The organism is Micromonospora sp. NPDC005299, from assembly GCF_042872345.1.
GTDB lineage: Bacteria > Actinomycetota > Actinomycetes > Mycobacteriales > Micromonosporaceae > Micromonospora.
The window spans coordinates 1-20,316 of sequence record NZ_JBIAKG010000022.1; the positions used below are offsets into that span (position 1 = coordinate 1).

Annotated in this window: 17 protein-coding genes; 9 read left to right on the plus strand and 8 right to left on the minus strand. The window is 69.1% G+C overall.

What is annotated here, in order from left to right; genetic code table 11:
- Nucleotides 1–259 precede the first annotated feature (259 nt).
- Nucleotides 260–541 (plus strand): hypothetical protein, encoded by a 282-nt coding sequence (locus ACFYPD_RS32810; protein WP_387122261.1) that lies wholly within the window; start codon nucleotides 260–262, stop codon nucleotides 539–541.
- A 204-nt stretch (nucleotides 542–745) separates the two neighbouring features.
- Complete coding sequence (locus ACFYPD_RS32815) at nucleotides 746–1,150, plus strand: hypothetical protein (RefSeq protein WP_387122262.1); 405 nt, start codon at nucleotides 746–748, stop codon at nucleotides 1,148–1,150.
- An 878-nt stretch (nucleotides 1,151–2,028) separates the two neighbouring features.
- On the opposite strand, the gene ACFYPD_RS32820 is transcribed toward ACFYPD_RS32815, so the two are convergent.
- Both ACFYPD_RS32820 and ACFYPD_RS32825 read right to left on the minus strand, forming a co-directional pair.
- Nucleotides 2,029–2,367, minus strand: coding sequence for an Imm8 family immunity protein (locus ACFYPD_RS32820; protein ID WP_387122265.1), 339 nt, complete (start codon nucleotides 2,365–2,367; stop codon nucleotides 2,029–2,031).
- Between the two features lie 411 nt (nucleotides 2,368–2,778).
- Complete coding sequence (locus tag ACFYPD_RS32825; protein WP_387122268.1) at nucleotides 2,779–3,243, minus strand: SMI1/KNR4 family protein; 465 nt, start codon at nucleotides 3,241–3,243, stop codon at nucleotides 2,779–2,781.
- On the opposite strand from ACFYPD_RS32825, the gene ACFYPD_RS32830 reads away from it, so the two are divergent.
- Entirely contained in the window at nucleotides 3,242–3,391 is a 150-nt protein-coding gene (locus ACFYPD_RS32830) for a hypothetical protein (RefSeq protein ID WP_387122271.1), read from the plus strand. The two genes, ACFYPD_RS32825 and ACFYPD_RS32830, sit on opposite strands and share 2 nt — an antisense overlap.
- Nucleotides 3,392–3,454: 63 nt before the next feature.
- On the opposite strand, the gene ACFYPD_RS32835 is transcribed toward ACFYPD_RS32830, so the two are convergent.
- Nucleotides 3,455–4,759 (minus strand): GNAT family N-acetyltransferase, encoded by a 1,305-nt coding sequence (locus ACFYPD_RS32835; RefSeq protein ID WP_387122273.1) that lies wholly within the window; start codon nucleotides 4,757–4,759, stop codon nucleotides 3,455–3,457.
- Between the two features lie 209 nt (nucleotides 4,760–4,968).
- On the opposite strand from ACFYPD_RS32835, the gene ACFYPD_RS32840 reads away from it, so the two are divergent.
- The 6 genes from ACFYPD_RS32840 (at nucleotide 4,969) to ACFYPD_RS32865 (ending at nucleotide 12,486) form a co-directional block, all read left to right on the plus strand.
- Nucleotides 4,969–5,610 (plus strand): DUF4291 domain-containing protein, encoded by a 642-nt coding sequence (locus ACFYPD_RS32840; protein WP_387122276.1) that lies wholly within the window; start codon nucleotides 4,969–4,971, stop codon nucleotides 5,608–5,610.
- Nucleotides 5,611–5,954: 344 nt separating this feature from the next.
- Entirely contained in the window at nucleotides 5,955–6,941 is a 987-nt protein-coding gene (locus tag ACFYPD_RS32845; protein WP_387122279.1) for a serine hydrolase domain-containing protein, read from the plus strand.
- Nucleotides 6,942–7,286: 345 nt separating this feature from the next.
- The gene (locus ACFYPD_RS32850; RefSeq protein ID WP_387122359.1) at nucleotides 7,287–9,218 is read left to right on the plus strand and encodes a S9 family peptidase; all 1,932 of its coding nucleotides are present in this window, start codon (nucleotides 7,287–7,289) and stop codon (nucleotides 9,216–9,218) included.
- Between the two features lie 299 nt (nucleotides 9,219–9,517).
- Entirely contained in the window at nucleotides 9,518–10,681 is a 1,164-nt protein-coding gene (locus tag ACFYPD_RS32855) for an IS110 family transposase (protein WP_387122282.1), read from the plus strand.
- Nucleotides 10,682–10,744: 63 nt separating this feature from the next.
- Entirely contained in the window at nucleotides 10,745–11,281 is a 537-nt protein-coding gene (locus tag ACFYPD_RS32860) for an AAA family ATPase (protein ID WP_387122285.1), read from the plus strand.
- 146 nt (nucleotides 11,282–11,427) lie between these two features.
- The gene (locus tag ACFYPD_RS32865; RefSeq protein ID WP_387122361.1) at nucleotides 11,428–12,486 is read left to right on the plus strand and encodes a glycoside hydrolase family 18 protein; all 1,059 of its coding nucleotides are present in this window, start codon (nucleotides 11,428–11,430) and stop codon (nucleotides 12,484–12,486) included.
- A gap of 863 nt (nucleotides 12,487–13,349) precedes the next feature.
- Here ACFYPD_RS32865 and ACFYPD_RS32870 read toward each other — a convergent pair.
- Genes ACFYPD_RS32870 through ACFYPD_RS32890 form a run of 5 tightly spaced genes read right to left on the minus strand, consistent with a single transcriptional unit; the run spans nucleotide 13,350 to nucleotide 20,210 of the window.
- Complete coding sequence (locus tag ACFYPD_RS32870) at nucleotides 13,350–14,150, minus strand: SMP-30/gluconolactonase/LRE family protein (RefSeq protein ID WP_387122288.1); 801 nt, start codon at nucleotides 14,148–14,150, stop codon at nucleotides 13,350–13,352.
- 17 nt (nucleotides 14,151–14,167) lie between these two features.
- Nucleotides 14,168–14,890: an SDR family NAD(P)-dependent oxidoreductase gene (locus tag ACFYPD_RS32875; RefSeq protein WP_387122291.1), complete on the minus strand. Its 723-nt coding sequence runs from the start codon at nucleotides 14,888–14,890 to the stop codon at nucleotides 14,168–14,170.
- The gene (locus ACFYPD_RS32880; RefSeq protein ID WP_387122293.1) at nucleotides 14,887–15,783 is read right to left on the minus strand and encodes a dihydrodipicolinate synthase family protein; all 897 of its coding nucleotides are present in this window, start codon (nucleotides 15,781–15,783) and stop codon (nucleotides 14,887–14,889) included. Before ACFYPD_RS32880 ends, ACFYPD_RS32875 begins: the two co-directional genes overlap by 4 nt.
- Nucleotides 15,784–16,944, minus strand: coding sequence for a mandelate racemase/muconate lactonizing enzyme family protein (locus tag ACFYPD_RS32885; protein WP_387122296.1), 1,161 nt, complete (start codon nucleotides 16,942–16,944; stop codon nucleotides 15,784–15,786).
- Nucleotides 16,944–20,210, minus strand: coding sequence for a hypothetical protein (locus ACFYPD_RS32890; protein WP_387122299.1), 3,267 nt, complete (start codon nucleotides 20,208–20,210; stop codon nucleotides 16,944–16,946). Before ACFYPD_RS32890 ends, ACFYPD_RS32885 begins: the two co-directional genes overlap by 1 nt.
- Nucleotides 20,211–20,316: the final 106 nt, after the last annotated feature.

The following is a 20,316-nucleotide window of genomic DNA, read 5'->3' on the forward strand; positions in this document are numbered from 1 at the left end:
TAGCGAGTCACCCGACAACACCGGCACTGATCCTGACGGCAGTCCACCCAGAACCGCCAGACGTGACACTCACAGATCCGTAGATTCCCAAGACCATGTCAAGGCCGTCCGGTGCGGTTCCGCCTCGCCCTGGTCCTCGGCGGCTCGGCAACTCCATCGGTTCGGTCCCGTCCGGTCCAGTCCGCCCCGGTGGCTCCCATCTGTGGCTCCCATCTGGCTTGATCGGGAACTATGCAACATCGCCAGTACGATCGCGGCCATGAGCGGCGGAGGGCAGCCAGACCTAGACGAGATCGAAGAGCGTTTTGCTGCTGTTGTGGAAGGTCGCATTAGTCGAGATGACGCTGATCGGTGGGCTGCGCGATGGGTCACCGATGGCGAGCTCCATTGGGATGACCTGAGCTGGTGGGCACTGAACAAGTTGTTCGGCATCGACCTACCTGCAGCGCCGAACAGTGACTACCTTCACGACGACGACCAGATACGCGAGTGGCTCCAGGAGCTGCGGCGGCGGCGCGCGACGCAGTCGCCGATGACCTGACCCCTGCTTTGCAAAGATCGCGCTGGCTGTCGGCCGGCGTCGGACAGCGTCGCTGACCTGTACGGCACGTCGGCCCGTGCCGCTCTCTCCCGGCGCGTGTCGGCCAGCTTGGCTGTATGGGTGGCTGTACAGAAGCCCCGCACATAGCCGTCCACCAATTAGTGAGAGCGGCGGGCACTTGGCCAATCCCACATACTGTCACCCATGACGCTGGATGCTCACCAACCTGAGCGACCGAAACGACCGAGTCTCGCCGCCCGAATCGGGCTCGTTCTCCTTGCGGTAGCAGTATCGGCCATGATCGCACAGTCGATCTTTCAGCAGCGCGGTCCTGTGCTCGGCGTGGCGGCCCTGCTGCTCCTCGGACCGGTCTTCGTCTGGTCGGCCGCATCGCCGGCAGGAGTTGGGCGCTGGTCTTCTGAGCACATCGTGGCCGACTCGGCCATGTTCATTCCGCTGATCTTTTTCGCGCTCCTGCTGATCGAGCCCTTGCGCTGGTGGCTGGCAGCACTTATCGCGCTCGGGGTGGGGGCGGTGGTGGTGCCGTTGATGGCACGCCGACGCCGGTCCGTACTCGCCAAGCGGTCCACCAGTTACGAAACTCCATGACCCAGCCACCGATCGAAGGTGCGCCCGCACCGTCAGTTTGGAAGGACGAGGATCACCGCCCCGAGATGCCCGAAGCGCCTGCTCCTGGCCGGGGAGTGGGTGACAGTTCGTGCCCGCTCCTGCCCCCTCCGGACACCGGCTACTGGCACGTGGTTGGCACGCCGCGGTGGGTGGCCCGCCTCGTCGCCCATGTGCCACCATCACTCAATGGCCGACCCCGGTGCCTGTTCCCGATTACCTGAGACCCGGCCTGCCCGGGAGTACTTCCTGCGCCCCCTGCTTGTCTTCGCTGCGGCCCTCGCAGTGTTGGCGTGGCTGGTTGTCGGTCTTCTCGTCTTCCTGGCGGCGGGTGCCTACTTCGCTGGCGGTTCCGAGAACATGACGGGCTTAGCCGTTGCCGTCCTGCTCCCGCCGACGCTGGCGCCTGCTCTTGGCCTCACTTCCGCTTCGGCATGGTGCTATCGCGGGATCCGGGGTGGCCGGGCATCTTTGGTGATCGCGATCGCGACAGCGGTCGCGGCAGTTGTCGCGGTATGTGTCTGGCGTTGGGCCACTGCTACTGGAATCGTCCCCTAAGGTGGTGCCCGCCGTGCCGGCCGGCGGTCGCCAGCAGGCCAGCGAGAGTGGGCGGTGGGCTGCGCCCGCTCGGCGGCCTTGACGGGAATCGACAAGGCGCTGATCTGCGGTGACGGTGGTGTACCCGGCAGGATTCGATCCTGCGGCCTTGGGGTTAGAAGAAGATCGCGGATGGCTGGTCAGGTGGTTTGCTCCTGGTCAGCCCGTCCGTGGTTGTCGGGCAGCGTCGGCGTCAGCGGGCGGGCTTGGCTGTACGGATGGCTGTACAGCGACAGGGCGAGCGGGAGTCCGTCCTAGCTCCTTTAGTCCTCGAACTCCCACAGCCCGAGTCGGCCGACCTTCTCTACAAACTCAGCCCGGCTGGCCGCCTCGACGTTCCCGATCAGCTTGCGTAGCGCCGCCTCAACAGCTGTGGTCGAGAACTCTTCTACGAACAGCCAATGGCGCCCTACCAGGAAGGGCTGCCGCCGCAGTAGGTCCGCCAGGGCGGCAGGCGTGCAGGCAGTCACCTGGTACTGCTCCTCGCCTGCCTCCGCAACAGCCCCGACGTACACCTCCACCAGCTGGAAGGTGTTCGAAGGATCGAAGGGCTCCCCTGATTCCACGTCTGGGAAACGCACCTGCCGGACCTCTGCGCGCATGGTGGCAAGGTACCGCCAACGTTCTAGCGACTCACGCGGTGGGAGCACGCCGTTCGGAACAGCGGATCTCCTCGTCGGGCAGTCGTAGACCGTCCAGCCTTCTCGGACGGGGACAAGGTGGAGCGCCCTACCGGACGAGTCTCAATGGCGGTTGTCAAGCGGGCGTGCGGTGGGCAAGGGTCTCCTCGGTCGGGCAGGCGTGTTCCTGCCCGGGGTTCCCGGTCGGGTCAAGGCTCGTCGAAGGCGATCGCGTAGCGGCTTGGCCGTGACCTGGCCGGGGTTCTCGGGCAGCCCTTGTGGTGCCCGGACGTGGAGACCTGTTGCGGTCTCTGAGGGATGGTCGGGGTGCGGGGCAGCGCCCCGCTTCCGGAAGGGCAGGGTTGGTGGCGTCGACCGTGGTGCCGGTCTGGGTCAGGGTTGAGTACCGCGCCGTGCTACGAAATCCAGGAAGTCTGGTGCCTCCAGCGTTGGGTCGTCGCCGTCGTGGTACTGGAACCACACCTCGTCGCTGCATCCGCCGTCGAGGACGGGGAAGCACCAGTAGTCGCCTGTGCCGACGGGTGCCACCGCGACGAAGGACCCATCCGGGAACTCGGCCTGGCTGACGGAGACGACGTCGTCGACGTGGTGCGCGGACGCTGCTGTGGGTATGGGCAGCAGGTCGAGGAATCCGAACTGCCCGCCGCCGTAGCGCAGCATGAATGCCTTGTACTGCTCGGGCAGGGTCGCGCCCAGCGCTCGCTCCGCCTCGGTGATGTCCTCCGCCGATGCGGTCAGCCCTTCGATCACCTTGAAGTCTTCGATTTCCTCGAAGCCGGACCTGGCCGCCCGGGCGCGGAGTGATTGAACGTGCTGGTCGAACTCCTCGAGGTCCATGCCGTCGATCATCTCCGACTACGAGGACTGGGTGGTACACGTCAGCAACGGCCAGGTCGAGCCTGACCAGTTCATCCACGGCGCACCGGACCGCGACGTCGACGACCGCGTGCATCTCTACGGCGGAACGACACGGCCAGGAGGCTAGAGCCATCGCCAACAGGCCCGGCTGACGCGCTGACAGCGGCTGATGAGCGGATGCCCCCTTCGGTCAGAATCCGATCGAGTTGAAAGGCTCGGGATCGGTGCGGAAGAGTCGTGAAAGGGTGGCGACGGCATCCGCTTCCTGTGGGCGGATCTTGCCGGCGCGGGCCAGGGCGGCGGCGGACATTCCCCCGAGGTAGAGCGATCCGAGTGCCTGTATGTCCAGGGCCAGGTCCGCAGCGCGATCAACCCGCCGACATTCGGCTTCACCCTCGCTGATCTCGAGTTCCCACGTACCGATGTTGTGGGGGCACTCGGGGTCTTTCTCGACGGCGATCCTGAGGTGACCGTCGGTGTCGTAGCCGCGGCTGATCAGGGCGTTGGGCAGGTCGAGGACTCGCACCCAGAGGTTGTCCGACTGCCGTGTGACGCGCATGGCTCGCGGGTTGTGTAGCATCCAGCGCAGAGGCTCGTCGCCTGGTCGTGCCGGGGCGACGACCTTGCGCGTGAGGTCGAAGTCCAGCAGCAGGGACCACATGGCTCGGTAGGCCTCATCGGTGAGCGCCTCCAGCGCTTCGACCACCAGCACGCCGACCCCATCGGGGCTCGTCGAGCACGGCAGACGGTAGTTCGCGATGCCGTCCACCTGCCCTGCCGCGTCGCGGTGGACGAGGTACCGCAGCGGCCCGTCGGTGCCCTTGGCCTCATCGGACAGGTCCGACCAGCGGCCCTTGCGTGCCGTGATCTCGCCGACCCGTGCCCGTCGCACCCGGTCAAAGATCACGGGCCACACCTCTCGCGCTGTCGCTGCATCGACCAGCTCAAGGCTGCCCGGGTCAGGATCGGCGTCGACAAGCCGGGCGTCCCAGCGTTCGATCTCCCATCGGATGCGCAGCGTCGCTGGGGAGAATCCGAACCGCCCATAGATGCTGCCCTCGCTCGCGCTGAGCTCGGCGATCGCCTCACCACGCTCCAAGGCGTCGGTGAACATCGCCTGCATCATGCCCCGCAGCAGCCCCTGCCGTCGATGAGTGGCTATGACTCCGGTGCCGGTGACGCCACCGAAGGGCACCACGCGCAGTCCTGGAGCGGTCACCTCGAGCGACAGCATCGCCGTGGCCCCCACCACCTTGCCGTCCACGATCGCCGCTTGTGGTCGGAAGGTGTCGTCCTCCATCAACTCATCGACCCACGACTCCAGCTGCTCGCGAGTCGCTGGCGGGCGCGGGCACGGCCAAGCCTCCGCGCCGCCGTGCCACGCTGCCGGGTACGGCTCCCAGCTCGGTAGCCCATTCGCGAAGGGCAGCGCCCGCAAATACTCGACGACCTCGTGACGCTTGACAGGACGAATCTCAGTCACCACATCCCCCATTCCTCCGTATAGGAGGCCAAGCACGCAACCCAGTTACGGAGACCAACCTCACCAACGTCCCCTCATCGGCAAAGTCGGACGTTGCGGGAGCGGGGCTGAACGCGCGCATCGCAGATGCGGATGCAGCCGCAGGTTCATCACGGTCTGGCACTGGCGTGGGTGCGGAATCTCGGTGGAGCAGTCGAGGCCCGATCGGTGAAGATCGGGTTGTGTCCGTTCCCGCCCGTCAGATCCATGCCCGCTACTCGGCCGACACGATCACCGTGTACCAGGCGTATCCCCCGCAGGTTGCGCTGCCGGCGGTGGCGGCCGGCCGCTTCGTGGCCCCCTTCAAGCGGGACCGGATGACGTGGATCAAGCCGTCCTTCCTATGGATGATGTACCGCTGCGGCTGGGCCACCAAGCCGGGGCAGGAGCGCGTGCTGTCCATCGACATCACGCGGGAGGGCTTCGAGTGGGCGCTGGCGCGAGCCTGCCTGAGTCACTACGACCGAGACGTGCATGGCGACAAGACAACGTGGTCGCGGCAACTTAAAACCAGCCCGGTACGAGTGCAGTGGGATCCGGAACGGACACTGCATCTGGAGGCGCTGCCGTACCGGTCGCTGCAGGTTGGGTTGTCCGGCGAGGCTGTCGACCGGTACGTCGACGACTGGATAGTCGCAGTCACGGACATCACCCCCACCGTTCACCGCGTCCGGGAACTTCTACGCATCAACGACGAACAATCGGCAGCAGCCCACCTTCCTGTCGAACATGTCTACCCACTGCCGGCTCAGATCGGCGTCCGCCTCGACGCCAGCCAGGATGTCACCGCCGAAGAGGCACCCGGACAGCGCCACGAACAGTGACGAACGCCCGGCAGGCCGCGCCCGCTCGGCGGCAGATGCGGATGGGCGGCGGCAGCTCGCGCTGGACGTGGCGGATTGTGCTGCTCGTGCTCGGCACCACCCCACGCACCGTCGACAGCGACCTCATCGAAGGTGTGGTACGCAAAATGGGCCAGCACGGTTTCTGGACGTCGACGTCGAGGCTCTGCGCCAGGAGGTGGCCGTCTCTCACGACTGAATCATGGCTGCGGCGGGCAGCTGCGGCGGGCCGGGCCGGGCCCTCCCAACCGGGTCGCTGCAAAAGCGGGAATTCCGGTATAACGAGCATGCTGTTCCGCTGGCCGACATCGCCCCTCGGAGTGCCCATGACGACGCAGTTGCGTGACCGTCTCGACGAAATACTCCAAGCTGGCCAGGTCGGCGGTCTGCACGCCGTCGCGGCGGTTCGCGGTGGTCAAACCGTGCTGGAGTACTACAGGGCCGGCGAGGACTTCGCCTGGGGCGACTCGCTGGGCGTCGTCGAGTTCGGGCCCGGGGTCCTACACGACATCCGGTCCGTCACCAAGAGCGTGACCGTCCTGTTGTACGGCATCGCGCTCGGCGAAGGGCTGGTCCCGCCGCCGGCGGAGCCGCTCCTGCAGCGGTTCCCGCAGTACCCCGACCTGGCGGCCGACCCCCGGCGTGCCCGGCTCACCGTCGAGCACACATTGACAATGTCGTTGGGCGTGGAATGGCGCGAAGATCTCCCGTACAACAGCCCGGCCAACGCCGAGATCGCGATGGAGCTGGCGCCGGACCGATACCGATACATCCTGGAGCGGCCGATCCTCGAGCCGCCCGGCACCCGATGGACCTACTGCGGCGGTGCCACGGCGCTGCTCGGCCGACTGATCGCCGACGGCACCGGGCAGTCGCTGCCGCAGTACGCGCAGGCCGTGCTGTTCGCGCCGCTGGGCATCGGCAGCTTCGAGTGGATGACCGGCGCGGACGGAGTGGCCTCCGCCGCGTCCGGGCTGCGACTCGCGCCCCGCGAACTGGCCAGGCTCGGCGAGCTGGTGCTGGCCGAGGGAACCTGGGACGGTCAGCGGATCGTCCCCGCCGACTGGATCCGCACGATGCTCCAGCCACGCCTGCAGACCAGCTGGGGCGCGCAGTACGGCTACCAGTGGTACATCGAATCCATCGAGGGCCATCGGCTGGTGGCCGGCATGGGCAACGGCGGCCAGCGCCTGTTCGTCCTGCCCGACCTGGACCTCACCGTGGCCATCACCGCCGGCAACTACGACGACCCCGACCAGTGGCGCACCCCGCTCACGGTGCTGGAACGGGTCATCCTTCCCGCAATGGCTTGACGGCACCGCGCCCGCCGGTCAGCCCATCGGCAGGGCACACATCTGGGCCGGACGTCACCTCGCGCATGCGGTTGGGACAGTTTCTGCGTTCGCCGGAAAGGCACCCGCGTCGCGCGGCACCCGATCGACATCCGGTCATCGGCATGAGCGCGCGCAGTGCCAGATGCGTGCGGTTGATGTTGTGGCCCGGACGAGTCGCCAGTGTGATCGGCGGGCTGTATCCGTGGCGGAATGATGGCCGGGGTGGCGAGGGCCGGGCCGCTGTGCTGAGGTGGTGGTCCTGGTCGGCGACGCCGTGCTCGGCGGTGGCAAGCCGCCGTGGGAGGGGAACGGATGGATCGAGTGCTGTCGGGGCTGACAGCGGATCTGGTGGTGGACGGTCGGGTGCCCTCGTCACCGGTGTTGTCCCCGGATGGCCGCTGGGTGGTGTACGTGCTGGCACCGATCGGGCTGGCCGATGACCGCCCGGTCAGCGAGCTGTGGGTCACCGCTGCCGACGGGAGCGTGGCGCCGTGGCGGCTGGACATCCCGCCGGGGCGTCTGTCCTGTCCGCGTTGGGCACCCGATTCGGAATCGATCCTCTTTCTTTCGGACCGGTCCACGAGCGGAACAGCACAGCTGCATCGGATTCTGCCGGGCGGTGGCGGGGCCCAGACACTGACGGACTGGGCGGGTGGAGTCCAGGCTTACCGCCCGCTGATCGACTCCGCGCTGGTCGCGATCATCGCCCATGACGAGCCGCCGGACGATGAACGCCGCCGGGAACAACAAGGCGATGACGCGCATGTACGCGGCTGCGCACGTCCGGCGCGGTTGCGGTTGCTGGATCTGCCGTCGGGACGGATCCGCACTCCCGCCCGCATCGACGATCGGCACGTGGTCGACGTGGTCCAGCGCCCCGACGGGGGACCGCTGGCCGTGCTCACCTGGTCGACGCCCGACCTGGATCCCGGTTCCCTCGAACCCGCCATGTATCTACTCGACCTGCACACCGGACAGGTCAGCGACATTGGCCCGGTCCCGGCCGACGCGCACTCGCCGGTGTGGTGGTGCGCAGCCGACTGGCACCTGACGTACCTGGCGCTCACCCCGCCCGGGCTTCAGGCGGGAACCGCCGTGTTCGACGTCGTGGTGCCCGATACCGGGCCGCCCGGGCAACATCGCAACCTCACCGCAGGCTTGGGGGCGTGTCCGGCGGAGTTGGTGCAAGCCGACCGGGGCGCCCCGCTGGTGCTGGTGGCCGACGGGCTGGACACCGCGATCTACCGACTCATGCCCGACGAGCCGCATCTGGTGGAAACTTCCCGCATCGACGGCCTGGCGAAGCAGCTCAGCACGGATCGGGACGGTGACGTGGTCGCGGCCGTCATCAGCAGATCCGACCGGCCGCATGACGTCCACGCTGGCCTGGCCAGTGGCCCACTCGAGCGCCGCACCGACACCCGGCCCGAGCTCCGCGACATCCGGTGGGGCGCCCAGCAGCGCCTGTCGTACCGTGCACCGGACGGACTGGCCCTGGACGGGCTGCTGGTCCTGCCGCCGGGCAGCTCCCGGCCGGACGGCCCGTTCCCATTGGTGACCATCGTTCACGGTGGCCCGTACGACCGGTACGCCGATGAATTCATGCTGCACTGGGCGCCGTCCGGGCAATGGCTGGCGCACGCGGGCTACGCGGTGTTCCTGCCGAATCCCCGCGGTGGTCAGGGCCACGGGCACGACTTCGCCGCCAGCGTTGCCGGCGCGGTCGGCCAGGAAGAGTGGACCGACATTTCGACCGGAATCGACCTGTTGATCGCGGAAGGCGTCGCCGACCCGAATCGGCTGGGCATCGCCGGCTGGAGCCACGGCGGGTTCATGGCCGCATGGGCGGTCGGGCAGACCGACCGCTTCAACGCCGCGTTGATGGGGGCCGGGATCAGCGACTGGGGCATGCAGGCCGCGACCGGCGAATGGGGCGCATACGAGGCCGCACTCGGCGGAAGTGTCGGGTGGGAGGGCCCCGGCCCGCACCCGCACGACCGGCTCAGCCCGATCTCCTACGCGTCGGCGATCCGAACCCCGGTACTGATCGTCCACGGAGCCGACGACACCAATGTCCCGCTGTCCCAGGCGGAGTACTTCCACCGCGCCCTGCGCCGGTACGGCATCGAACACGAGTACGTCGTATACCCCCGGGAAAACCACTCCCTCCGAGAACGCAACCACCAGATCGACCTCCTCCACCGCACCCGAGCCTGGTTCGACAGATGGCTCATGCCATCCACACAATCGACATGACCGCACATCGGCACGAGCGGGCACGGGGAGAGCATGCGGGCAATTACGCCGAGTGGCGAGCGCTCAGCGGCTACTTAGAGACTTGGTCCAGGATCGGTGTCCGGCCAGACTCGGTCCAGGTGCCCGGCGAGACGCTCCCACATTGCGGCTGCCCACCGGTGTCATTGGTGTGGCTCTCTCATGGCCTGCGGTCTCGCCGGGCACCGCGCGAGGAGTGGCTGGAAAGGGGTTTGTTCTGCTCGAAGTAGCGGTGCCCTCCTTGCTGACAACTCCATCCAGCTCAGCCAAGGGAGGCGCCGATGAGCGTGATCATCGGGATGGACCCGCACAAGCGTTCAGCCACCATCGAGGTCGTCGACGAACGCGGCCGGGTCCTCGCGGTGGGCCGCTTTGGCACTGACAAGGCCGGCTACGCCGATATGCTCGCCGCCGGCCGTAAGCACGCCCACCGGGTGTGGGCGGTGGAAGGCTGCAACGGCATCGGCAAACACATCGCCCACCGCCTGGTCCACGACGGCGAGACGGTGCTCGACGTGCCCGCGAAACTGTCGGCGCAGGTGCGGGTGTTCGCCACCGGCAACGGCCGCAAAACCGACCCGGTCGACGCCCACTCGGTGGCGATGGTGGCACTACGCAGCCCGAATCTGGTGCAGGTTCAGGTCGACGCGGACCTGCAGGTGATGGGCATGCTCGCCGACCGGCGTGACGAGCTGGGCCGCGCCCGCACCCAGACCATCAACCGGCTGCACCGGTTGCTGTTGGAGCTGTTGCCCGGCGGGGCGAAGAAGTTCCTGTCCGCGCCACAGGCCCGCGCGTTGATCGCGACGGTCAAACCCCGCGACATCGTGGGCAAGACCAGACGCCGCCTCGCCGTCGAGCTGATCAGTGAACTCGAGGGCATCGACAAGAAGATCAAAGCCGCGGAAAAGGACCTCAAGGAGCTGGTGGCCGCCCGCGGCTCCACCCTGATGGAGCTGCACGGCATCGGCCCCTCAGGCGCAGCCCGCCTACTGGCAGACGTCGGCGACATCAGCCGGTTCGCCGACCGCGACCGGTTCGCCTCCTGGAACGGCACCGCCCCGCTGGACGCCTCCTCCGGCGACCAGAAGCGCCACCGGCTCTCCCGCGCCGGCAACCGGCGGATCAACCGCACGCTGCACATCATGGCCGTGGTCCAGCTGCGCAACCGCACGCAAGGCCGCGCCTACTTCGATGCGAAGAAAGCCGCCGGGAAGACCGCCATGGAAGCCATGCGCGCGCTGAAACGACGACTCTCCAACGTCGTCTACGCCCGCATGGTCGAAGACCAGAAACGCGGGCAGGTGGCAGGCCCGGGAGGGCACTCGGGGACGACTCTGCAATCCAGCGTGACCGACCTGACCCCGGACATCGGCCCTTCGGACAAGCCACTTCCCGGACCCGCCACCAACCACCCTAAGCCCTTGGTGTCAGCGGCGCCTTGACATAAAGGGGTGCCATGAGCGGATGTCAGCATTGATGAGGCGTTCGGTCGGAAGCGGGTGATGATGAGGCAACCAACACTGTTCCTGACTGTGGGACTCCCATGCACCGGGAAGACCACTGCTGCTCGGCGCATCGAGATCGAGCAGAGAGCACTTCGCCTCACAAAGGACGAATGGGTGAAGGCTCTCTACGGGCAGGACAATCCGTCATCGGCTCAGGACGTGATCGAAGGACGGCTCATCCAGATCGGGCTGCGCGCCCTCGAACTCGGCAACAACGTCGTGATCGACTACGGCCTCTGGGGTCGAGACGAGCGCTCCGCTCTACGGCAGGCAGCAGCAGACCTAGGCGCGATGGTGGAGATGCGCTACTTCGAACTCACCCCGGCCGAGCAGCGGAGACGACTTGATCAGCGCCAAGCCGAAGCGCCGCACACGACTTGGCCTATGTCCGACGAGGAACTCGCTGAGTGGGCTGCCAACATCGACATCCCAACGCCAGGCGAACTCGACGGCAGTGAACCCATCGATGACCCACCGGCTGGATTCGCGACATGGGACGAGTGGCGCAGACATCGCTGGCCGCCGTCGGTCTCCTGACGCCTGCTCCTCGCAGCGCTGCCACGACCGCTCATCGGCAGATCCGGATGTTTCACGGCCAGCGCCCCACAGGCGAGCGGGTAGCCCATCGCGCCGATTTCACCCGAGTCGGCTGTGACGCCAGCTGCTACCGTGTGCGGGTGATCATGGGGCAGACGGTTCTGGGTGCCTACTTTCCCGGACTGGACGCGCACGAGTACCCGATCGAGCATCTTCCCGCCGACCTGTTGACCCACCTGTTCTACGCATTCGCCACGATCGAGGACGGCCGCCTGATGCTTCCGTCCGCGGCGCCGGCGCAGCTCGCCGGGATCAGGCAGGCGTATCCGCACCTGCGCATCGTGATCTCGATCGGCGGCTGGGGTGCCGGCGGGTTCTCCGATGCCGCCCTGACCCCGCGCACGCGCGCCGACCTGGTCGCCGAATGCGTCGAGCTCGCCGCCGGCTTCGACGGCGTGGATCTGGATTGGGAGTTTCCCGTATCGGGCGGCCCTGCCGAAGTCACCCGACGGCCCGAGGATCGGCGCAACTGCACGCTGCTCGTCCAGGATCTGCGTGACCGTCTCGGCCCGGACCGTCTGCTGACCGCCGCCCTACCGGCCGGGCGGCTGCAGTCGGCCGGCCCTTATGACCCGGCGGACAGCTTCGAACTCGCGGAACTCGCCGATGTCCTCGACTTCGTCAACCTCATGACCTACGACTTCGGTACGGGCTTCTCCCCGATCGCTACGTTCAACGCGCCGCTGGCGGAAGTCGCCGACGACCCGCTCGAACCCGGCCTGCGGCGGTGGAACAACGTCACCGGTGCGGTCGACTACTACGAGCGTCACGGCGTACCACGGGACAAGCTCGTGCTCGGCGTGCCGTTCTACGGCCGCGGATTCCGCGTCACCTCGCCCGGCGAGCAAGCCGGCCTGTTCCAGCCCCAGATCGATACCGTCGATGTCGGCAACTGGCGCGACATCAGCCGGGACCTGCTGCCCGACCCGGCATGGCAGCGCCACCGCCATCCGGTCGCCCGCACACCGTGGCTCTACCACCCTGGTACGCAGACGTTCGTGAGCTACGAGGACGCCGACTCCATCCAGGAGCGAGCAGCGTTCGCGGCGAGCCACGGGCTGCGCGGCGCGTTCACATGGCAGCTCGCCGGTGACGACAGCGAGCATTCCCTCCTCGCAGCCATGACCCGCCCGTTCCGTCAGTAGCCCGTCGTGGGCCACCTGGCCGCCGTTGAGCAAGGACACTGCGGGGGTCACAGCAGGCCCGGCAGATCGGCGGAGCCAGCGGCGAGCGGTACGCCGCACCTTCTCTCGGCAGACGCGGATGCGTTACGCCGTCGATGCCGCGTCGCTGGTGATGGCGCCTTCAATACCGCCGATGGTTGGGCCCGGTACTTGCCTCCGCTCATCGCCGTCGTCGGCGGGAGGCTTTGCGCGTTGGACTCTGGGCGGAATATGCGGAGAGCCGTGCGCGGACAGGTGTCAGCGAGGTGCCCGTTGACGTGTGCCGACACCGTTACCTGCCGGTGATGGCCAGTGGCGGCGGACGGTGCGTTCGGACCTGCCGATTCGGGCGGCGATTTCGGCCGGGTGCAGGGTGGGGTCGCGTCGGCACCAGTAGGCGACCGCTGGGGCGGTGCCGGCCGGCACGTCGTCTGGGCTCGTGTCGCGTTACACGGTCACCACCGCGATCCACGCACAACTCGTTTGACTCATAATCGATCCAATAGGTCTGCCCGGCGTCGATAAAGGTCGGCTCTTGCAGGTAGAACCAGTGATCCACCACGTTGACGAGCATCAGCAGTTCTGCAGTCACGGCGTTGGCCATGTCACCTCATGGAGCAGACATCGCACTGCGGGTACCTGGTGATCATATGCCAGCCGAGGAGCCCACAGATGCGCCCTCGTCGGCACGAGGCCACAGGGTCCCGAGGCCAGACGTCGATGCAGCGCGGCGTCTCTCTACGGGCATCAGAAGCTCGAGACGACAGCCGGCGCCAGCCAGGCATGGGTCAGTGCAGTGTGACCACCTCGGTCTTCCCTGGGAGGTCACGCCGCGCCCGGCAGCGCTAGGCGCCGAAGCGGGCGGCTGGAAGACCGGCTACGCCGACGTCCGCGGTGAACACGGCTCCGGACAGCTCAACGCCGTCCGACCGGGCGGTCGTGACGAACATCCACCGATAGCCAGGACCGCCGAACGACACGCTGGTGACCAGCGGCGCGGGCATGCACAGCGCGCGGTCCGGAGCGAGGTCTGGCGTATAGCGGAACAGCATGCCGGATCCCCACGACGCCACCCAGACTCCGCCGTCGGCGTCGACGGCAATCCCGTCGGGGTGCGCAACCCGCACGGCGTAAGCGGATCGGCCGTGCTTGTCGTAGGCGGTGACCGTGTCGGCGAAGCTGTCGGCGTGGTAGAGGAGGCTCCCGTCCGGGCTGGTGTCGACGCCGTTGGATGCCCCCACGTGCCCGGCAAGGACGTGGTGGTTCAGGTCCGGCTCCACCAGATACAAGTCGGCGCGTTCGGCCCGGGTCCGGTCGATCGAACCGACGTAGAGGTTGCCGTCGCGCCCGCACACCGCGTCGTTCAGTGCTAGGTCGGACGGCCCGGGTAGGGACAGCAGCGGTTGGAAGGCTCCGTTGTCGGGGTCGAGGGCGCCGACGTCCCGCCCGGAGACGCCGAGCCATCCCCCGCCGGCCCGCGGCACCAGGGCGGTGATCGGCCGGTCGCAGGTCGCGCCGGAGGCGGTGCCGGTGGTGGGATCGAGGGTCCAGAGCCGTTGGCCGTCGATATCCACCAGATGCAGGCGGGCGGAGGCCTCGTCCCAGACCGGGCACTCCCCCAGCTCACAGCGCAGGTCGCCCAGCACCGACCAGTCCTCAGTAGTCACAGCCATCTCGCTCGCAGGTCGGGGCGGAGCCACGCCGCCGGTGAGGCGATCGACAGGCCACCGTCGACGGGCAGGACGACGCCGGTGATGAAGTCCGCCGCCGGAGAGGCGAGGAATGTCACGGCGGCGGCGACATCGTCGGGTCGGCCGACCCGCCGCAGTGGGTAGCCTTCGGTGACCGAGGGCAGGTCGACCTTTCCGATCATGCCGGGGGCGACGGCGTTGACGCGGATGCCGGCGGGCCCGTACTCGAGGGCGAGCTGGCGGACGAGTCCTTCCACGCCGGCCTTCGCGGCCGCGTAGCCCGGCAGGCCGGGCGCGGCGAGGGTGGCGTTGACGGAGCTAACTGCGACGACGGCGCCGCCGCGCGGCAGCAGAGGCAGGGCCGCGCGGACGACGTAGAACATCGAGCCGAGGGTCGCGTCGAGGGCCGCCCGCCACTGCGCGTCGGTGGTCCGCGTCGCCGCGGCGACGGGCATGACCGCGGCGGCGGGCACCACCACGTCGAGCTGTCCGAGGGTGCGGTGGGCATCGGCGACGGCGCGGGCCGCAGCCTGCGGGTCGGCGCAGTCGGCCATCAGCTCGGCCGCGAAGGCGGGGTCGCTGTGCTGTTCAAGGGAGACGCCCACCACGCGATCGCCGGATTCGGTGAAGGCGCGGGCGATCGCGGTGCCGATCGGCGAGGAGGCACCGATGATGAGGATGCCGCGTCCGCTCACCGGGCAAGTCCGAGGTCGGCGAGGATCGTGGCGAGCGAGTCGCGGCTGGCCGGGTCGAGCGGGCGGGCCGGCGAGCGTACGGTGGCGTCGGCGATGAGGCCACGCCGCACCAGCACCTCCTTGTGCACCGCCCAGGCGATGCCCTGCTGGAGGCCGAACAGGATCAGCGGCAGCAGCCGGGCGAACTCGGCGCGGCCGTCGGCGTGCCGGCCGGCCTGCCAGGCTGCGAGTACCGGGCCGAGCAGGTCGGGGAACTCGCAGGCGGGCATGGTGCCGATCGCTCCGCGGGCGTACTCCTCCAGGCAGAACTGGGCGTTCTGGCCGCCGAGCACGGCGAAGCGGTCGTCGGCCCGGGCGGCGACCACCGCGGCCACCTTGGGCGCGGTGGGCGGCGATTCCACCTTGACGGAGGTGATGCCGTCGAGCTTGCCGAGCTCGGCGATGAGGGTGGGCGGCATCGTGACGCCGGTGGCACCGGGCGCGTCCTGGACCATGACCTCGACCCCGGCGGAGGCGGCCACGTCGCCGTAGAAGGTGAGCAGTTGGTCGGAGGTCGGCTTCACCATGAATGGAGGAAGCACCATCAGCGCGGACGCGCCGCCGGCCACCGCGGCGTCGGCCTGTTCGATCGCGGTCACCGTCGAAGTGCCGTTGATCCCGGCGACGACGGGGACCGCGCCGGCGACCACCTCGGTGACGGTGGTGAGAATCCGGGCCCGCTCCTCGGTGGTGAGTGCGAAGCCTTCGCTGGCCATGCCGAAGACGGCGACACCGGTGACGCCGCTGGCGAGCTGGAACTCGGTGAGTCGGCGCAGGCTGGGTAGGTCGAGGGCGCCGTCGGGCCCGAACGGGGTGGCGAGGATCGGCACGAGGCCGTGCACGGTGTGGGGCACTCAGGACTCCTTGGCCAGGGCGCGAACCGTCTCGGCGTCGACGTCGACGCCGAGACCGGGTCCCGCGGGCAGATCGAACGCGGCCGGGTGCACGGGCACCGGCCCGGTGAGGATGCGGGATCCGACCTCGGTGGAGGTCGGCTGGTACTCGAACGCGGCGAGGTCGGCGACCGCCGCGGCGACTTGTAGGCCGGCGGCGAGGGAGACACCCATGCCGACCGAGTGGTGCGGCGCGACGGGCACGTGCCGGGCGGCGCACAGTTCGGCGATCGCCATGGCCTCGGTGATGCCGGTGCGGGCCACGTCCGGCTGGGCGATCCGCAGCGCCCGGGCGTCCAGCCACTGCGCGAACTCGTATCGGTTGCGAAGCGCCTCACCGACCGCGATCGGCAGCGTGCCGCGGGCAGTCAGCTCTGCGTGCCCGGCGATGTCCTCCGGTGCCAGGGGTGCCTCCAGGAACCAGGCACCGCGCTCGGCGAGCCCCCGGGCCAGCGCGACGGCGTCGTCAACCCCGTACGCCCAGTGTCCGTCGACCGCGACCCGCAGGTCGGGGGCGGCGTCGCGGACCGCGTCGACGGTGGCGAGGTCGGCGGTGACGCCGTGACCGAGGTGCAGCTTGACCGCCGTCGCGCCCCGGTCGGCCCAGTCGCGGGCCAACGCCGCCCGTTCCGGGTCGGTGGGCCGGGGCAGCCCGGAGACGTACGTGGGCAGCCGGGTGCGGAACGCGCCGCCGAGGAGTTGGGCGACGCCGACCCCGGTGAGCCGGCCGGCGAGGTCCCAGAGCGCGATGTCGACGGCGGCGAGCGCGTCGGCTTGGTGGCCGACCAGGTGCCCGCGCTCGCGCATCAGGTCGCGCAGCCGGTGCCAGGCCGGCCGCGGGGCGGTGGCGTCCATGCCGAGCAGCACCGGCGAGAGCAGCAGGTCGACGATCGCGGCGGGCACCTCGGGCGCCACCGGTGCCAAGGCCTCGCCCCACCCGGTGGTGCCGTCGGCGGCGATCACCTCCACCAGCAGCGTCTCGTATCGCGACGAGTACAGGCTGCGCCACGGCTCGCGGACCTGGTATCCGTCCGCGATGGCGCTTCCGTCGCGTAGCGGCCCGAGGTACGCCTCGTCGGCGCGCACTTTCAGCACATGGGTGTGCACCTCGCGGATGCGCATCACACTTCCTTCCCGCAGGCCAGCCGGATCGGTGGGCTCCACCGTTCACCGACCTGCACTCGGTAGGTGAATGGGGCGGTGAGATCGTCCACTGCCGCGGTCCATTCGTTCGGACCGGTCGCCCGGTGCTGGTGCTGCCAGGTGGCACCGCCATCCAGGGACCAGTGCAATGTCGCGGGGTCGCGGGTGGCCGCCTGCACGTAGGCGTGGTAGCGGCTGCCATCGGGCTTGGGGATCAGGATTCCCCGCACCGGACCGACGGGGCCGTCGCCGAAATGGTGCGCGCCGACCGGGGCGGCGGCGGAGTGCAGCGGTACGTCGAGTGGGCCGACGCCGTGGATGACGACAGCGGTGATGCCGTGCCCGGAGACGTCGACGGTGAGCCGATGGTCCACCATGCTGGCCTGCTCCGCGGCGCCACCGTCGCGGAACACGGTCGCCCGGTACGGCACGGCGGGGCGCATCGGCACCTGTGCTGCGTCGAGCGTCACGGTCACCGTGGTCGCGGTCGAGGTGGCGTTGGTGAGGCTGAGACACAGTCGGTCACGGCCCTCGGCGGCGATCCAGTTGACCTGCTCCGTGTCCAGCCGCACCAGGCCCTTCGGCAGCCACAGCCACACGCCGTCCTCGCCGTAGAAGCGGCCGGGTGCGTGGCCGTAGACGCGGTAGGCGAACCAGACGTAGTTCTGCTCGAACTCGGCCGGGAACCGGATCGCGCCGCCGGAGCGGGTCTCGTGCTCGGTGATCAGGTAGTCGATGGCCATGCCGAGTTGGGCCGGCGCGTGGTGGTAGTAGATGGTGGTGTTGCCGAACGGCCCGGTGTAGGGGAAGTCGGGACGCAGGTGGTGCACGGTGAACTGCCGGTAGTAGTAGCCGGGGTAGTTCGTGAACCGGCCGATCAGCGCGTTGTGCGCCACGTCCCGCAGCAGGTCGTCGCCGGTGTGCGTGGCGAGCCGGAGCAGGAACGGCGCCCACGCCGGGTTGAGCGTGAACCCGTTGAACCGGTAAGTGTTGAGAGCCTCGATGCTCAGCCCAGTCGGCGACACCTGCCAGGCCGGTACCTCCTCGTCGGGCACGTCGGTGACCGGGTACGGATACAGGGCGGCGGGATCCCACCAGCCGGTGAGTTCGATCTGCCGATCGACGAAGAGGGGCCGCTGCGGCACGGTCACGGTGGCGTCGGGCACCGGTCGGGCGAAGACCATGGTGACGAACCGTTTCGCCTCGGCGTACGCGGCGTCCAGGTAGCGGCGTCGGCCCGTCTCCTCGTACATCTCCAGCAGGTCGACCCAGGCGCGGCAGTAGTAGATGGCGAAGTCGTGCGGGTCGGCCTCGCCGTCGTACGGCTGGTCGAGTTCCTCGGCGACGTACCGGTCGGCGGCCTCCTCGGCCTGCTGCCGCCACTTCGCGTCGCGGGTCATCCGGTACGCGGCCAGCGGCGCGCTCATCGGGGTGCGCTTGAGCCAGTAGTCCTGTGCGTCCAGGGCGGACAGCGCCAGATCCCATGCGGCGGTGAGGGTACCCCGGGACAGCGTGTGCAGCGGGGCGAGGGCGGGCGCACCGAACGGGGTGCCGCAGAGCATGTTCTTCGTCGGGTCGCCGTAGACCGTGGCGTCCTCACGCGGCGTCCAGCCGTACCCGTTGCGCGACAGGTGGAACTCGGCCGTCGGCAGCGCTCTCGTCTCGTACAGCTCGTCGTCGCCGGTCAGTAGATAGGCGCCGAGCAGCACTGAGGTGGTGGTGGCTCGGACGGCCTGGTCGTTCTCGATGTCGATGAACCCCTTGGCGTGGCTCCACCAGCCACTCGGCGAGCCCTGGTAGTTGACCCGGTCGTCGGTGGTCGGGCCGGCCTTCATCAGGTCGATGAGGTGGTGAACCGTGTCGGTGAGCGAGGCGTGGACGTTGCGCCGGTATGCGGCGTAGCGATACTCGCCGCGCAGCAGGTCGCGGTAGGCGTCGTACAGCTCCGTGCGGGCGGCGTACACGCCGACGGTGAAGCGGTACGGCTCGCCGGCGCGCAGGTCGGCCCGCCGCCCGTACTGCGGAGCGTAGAGGGTCGGCTGGACCCGGCCGTCGGGGGTGCGCAAGGTCATCCCGAACGGCTGGTCGTCGTCGCCGCGGGCCGACTCGTACTCGAACGGCAGCTCGGCGGCGGGGGCGAACAGGCCGGTGGTGACGGGGCCGCGTTGCGCCAGGCACATCGGCGCGAACAGCTCGTCGCGGCCGACGGAGGCCCGCCCGCCGATCATCCGGGCGTGCCGCAACGGCCCGCACAGCACCTCGTCGATGTCGTCCTCCGGCGCGGCGGCGAACGCTCGGTAGGCGACCACGAACCGGCCGTCGACCCGCGGGTTCAGCGCGATGTCGACCAGGGGGCGCGGCCCGGCCAACCGCCAGGTGACCGTGAGGGTGAACATCTCGCCGCCGCCGCGCAGCCGCACCGCGTCCTCGCCGAGCGGTTCGACCGCGTCGAACCACACGGGGTGCGCGTCGAGGGTCCGCTGAAGATCGCGTCGGCTGCCGCCGTCGCCGTGCAGTACCAGCCACCGCTCGCCGAGCGGCTCACCGACGCGTTCCCAGCCGTGCTCGCCCCGGATGAGCAGCTGCGTGGCGTACCCCGACCGGTCGTCGCACCGCACGGTCGCGACCTCCAGGCGGTACGCAGCGCCTTCGATGGCGGTGTAGGGCTCGACCACTGCGGCGGCCAGGTCGACATCGGTGGCCGGACGTCCCGTGGCGGGTGTCGTGCGGGGGCCCAGCTCGATCACCTGGACCGGGCCGAAGCCGGCGACGGTCGCGGTGGCCCCGATCCCGACCGCGCCCCCCTCGAGCGGGTCGGGGTCGGTGGTCGTCGCCGCGGTCCGTCCGTCGACCGTGACGGTGATCCGGCCGTCGACGACGGTCACCTCGACCGGGAGCCACCGGTCGAAGTCGAAGGCCAGGATGTCGTCGGCGAGCAGCTCGTCGCGGCCGCCGGCGTGGCGGAGCACCGACAGGTACCGCACGCCGGTGCGTACCCGCAGGCGGACCGCGTACCACTGGGCGGCGTCCGCGTTGATCCGCAGTTCGGCGGTGCTGACGTCGGCGCCGTGCCGCGGCTCGGGCAGTCGCACCGCGGTCCGGACCGCGTGGTTGCCGATCGTCGGCGGCAGCGGCGCGCCGAGCAGGTGCTGCCCGTCCGGGTGGCCGCGACCGTCGAGCTCGATGGTGCGGTGAAACGGCTCGACGGTCCGATCTACGGGTGATTGTGCATAGTCAGATGCCATGGGAGCGCCCCTGCGACACGCTTCTGCAACTCGTATGCAATCGGCGGTTGACACGATGCAACATGAGGGCCACTCTGACACAGCAATGGATGGGACGTCCAGAAGG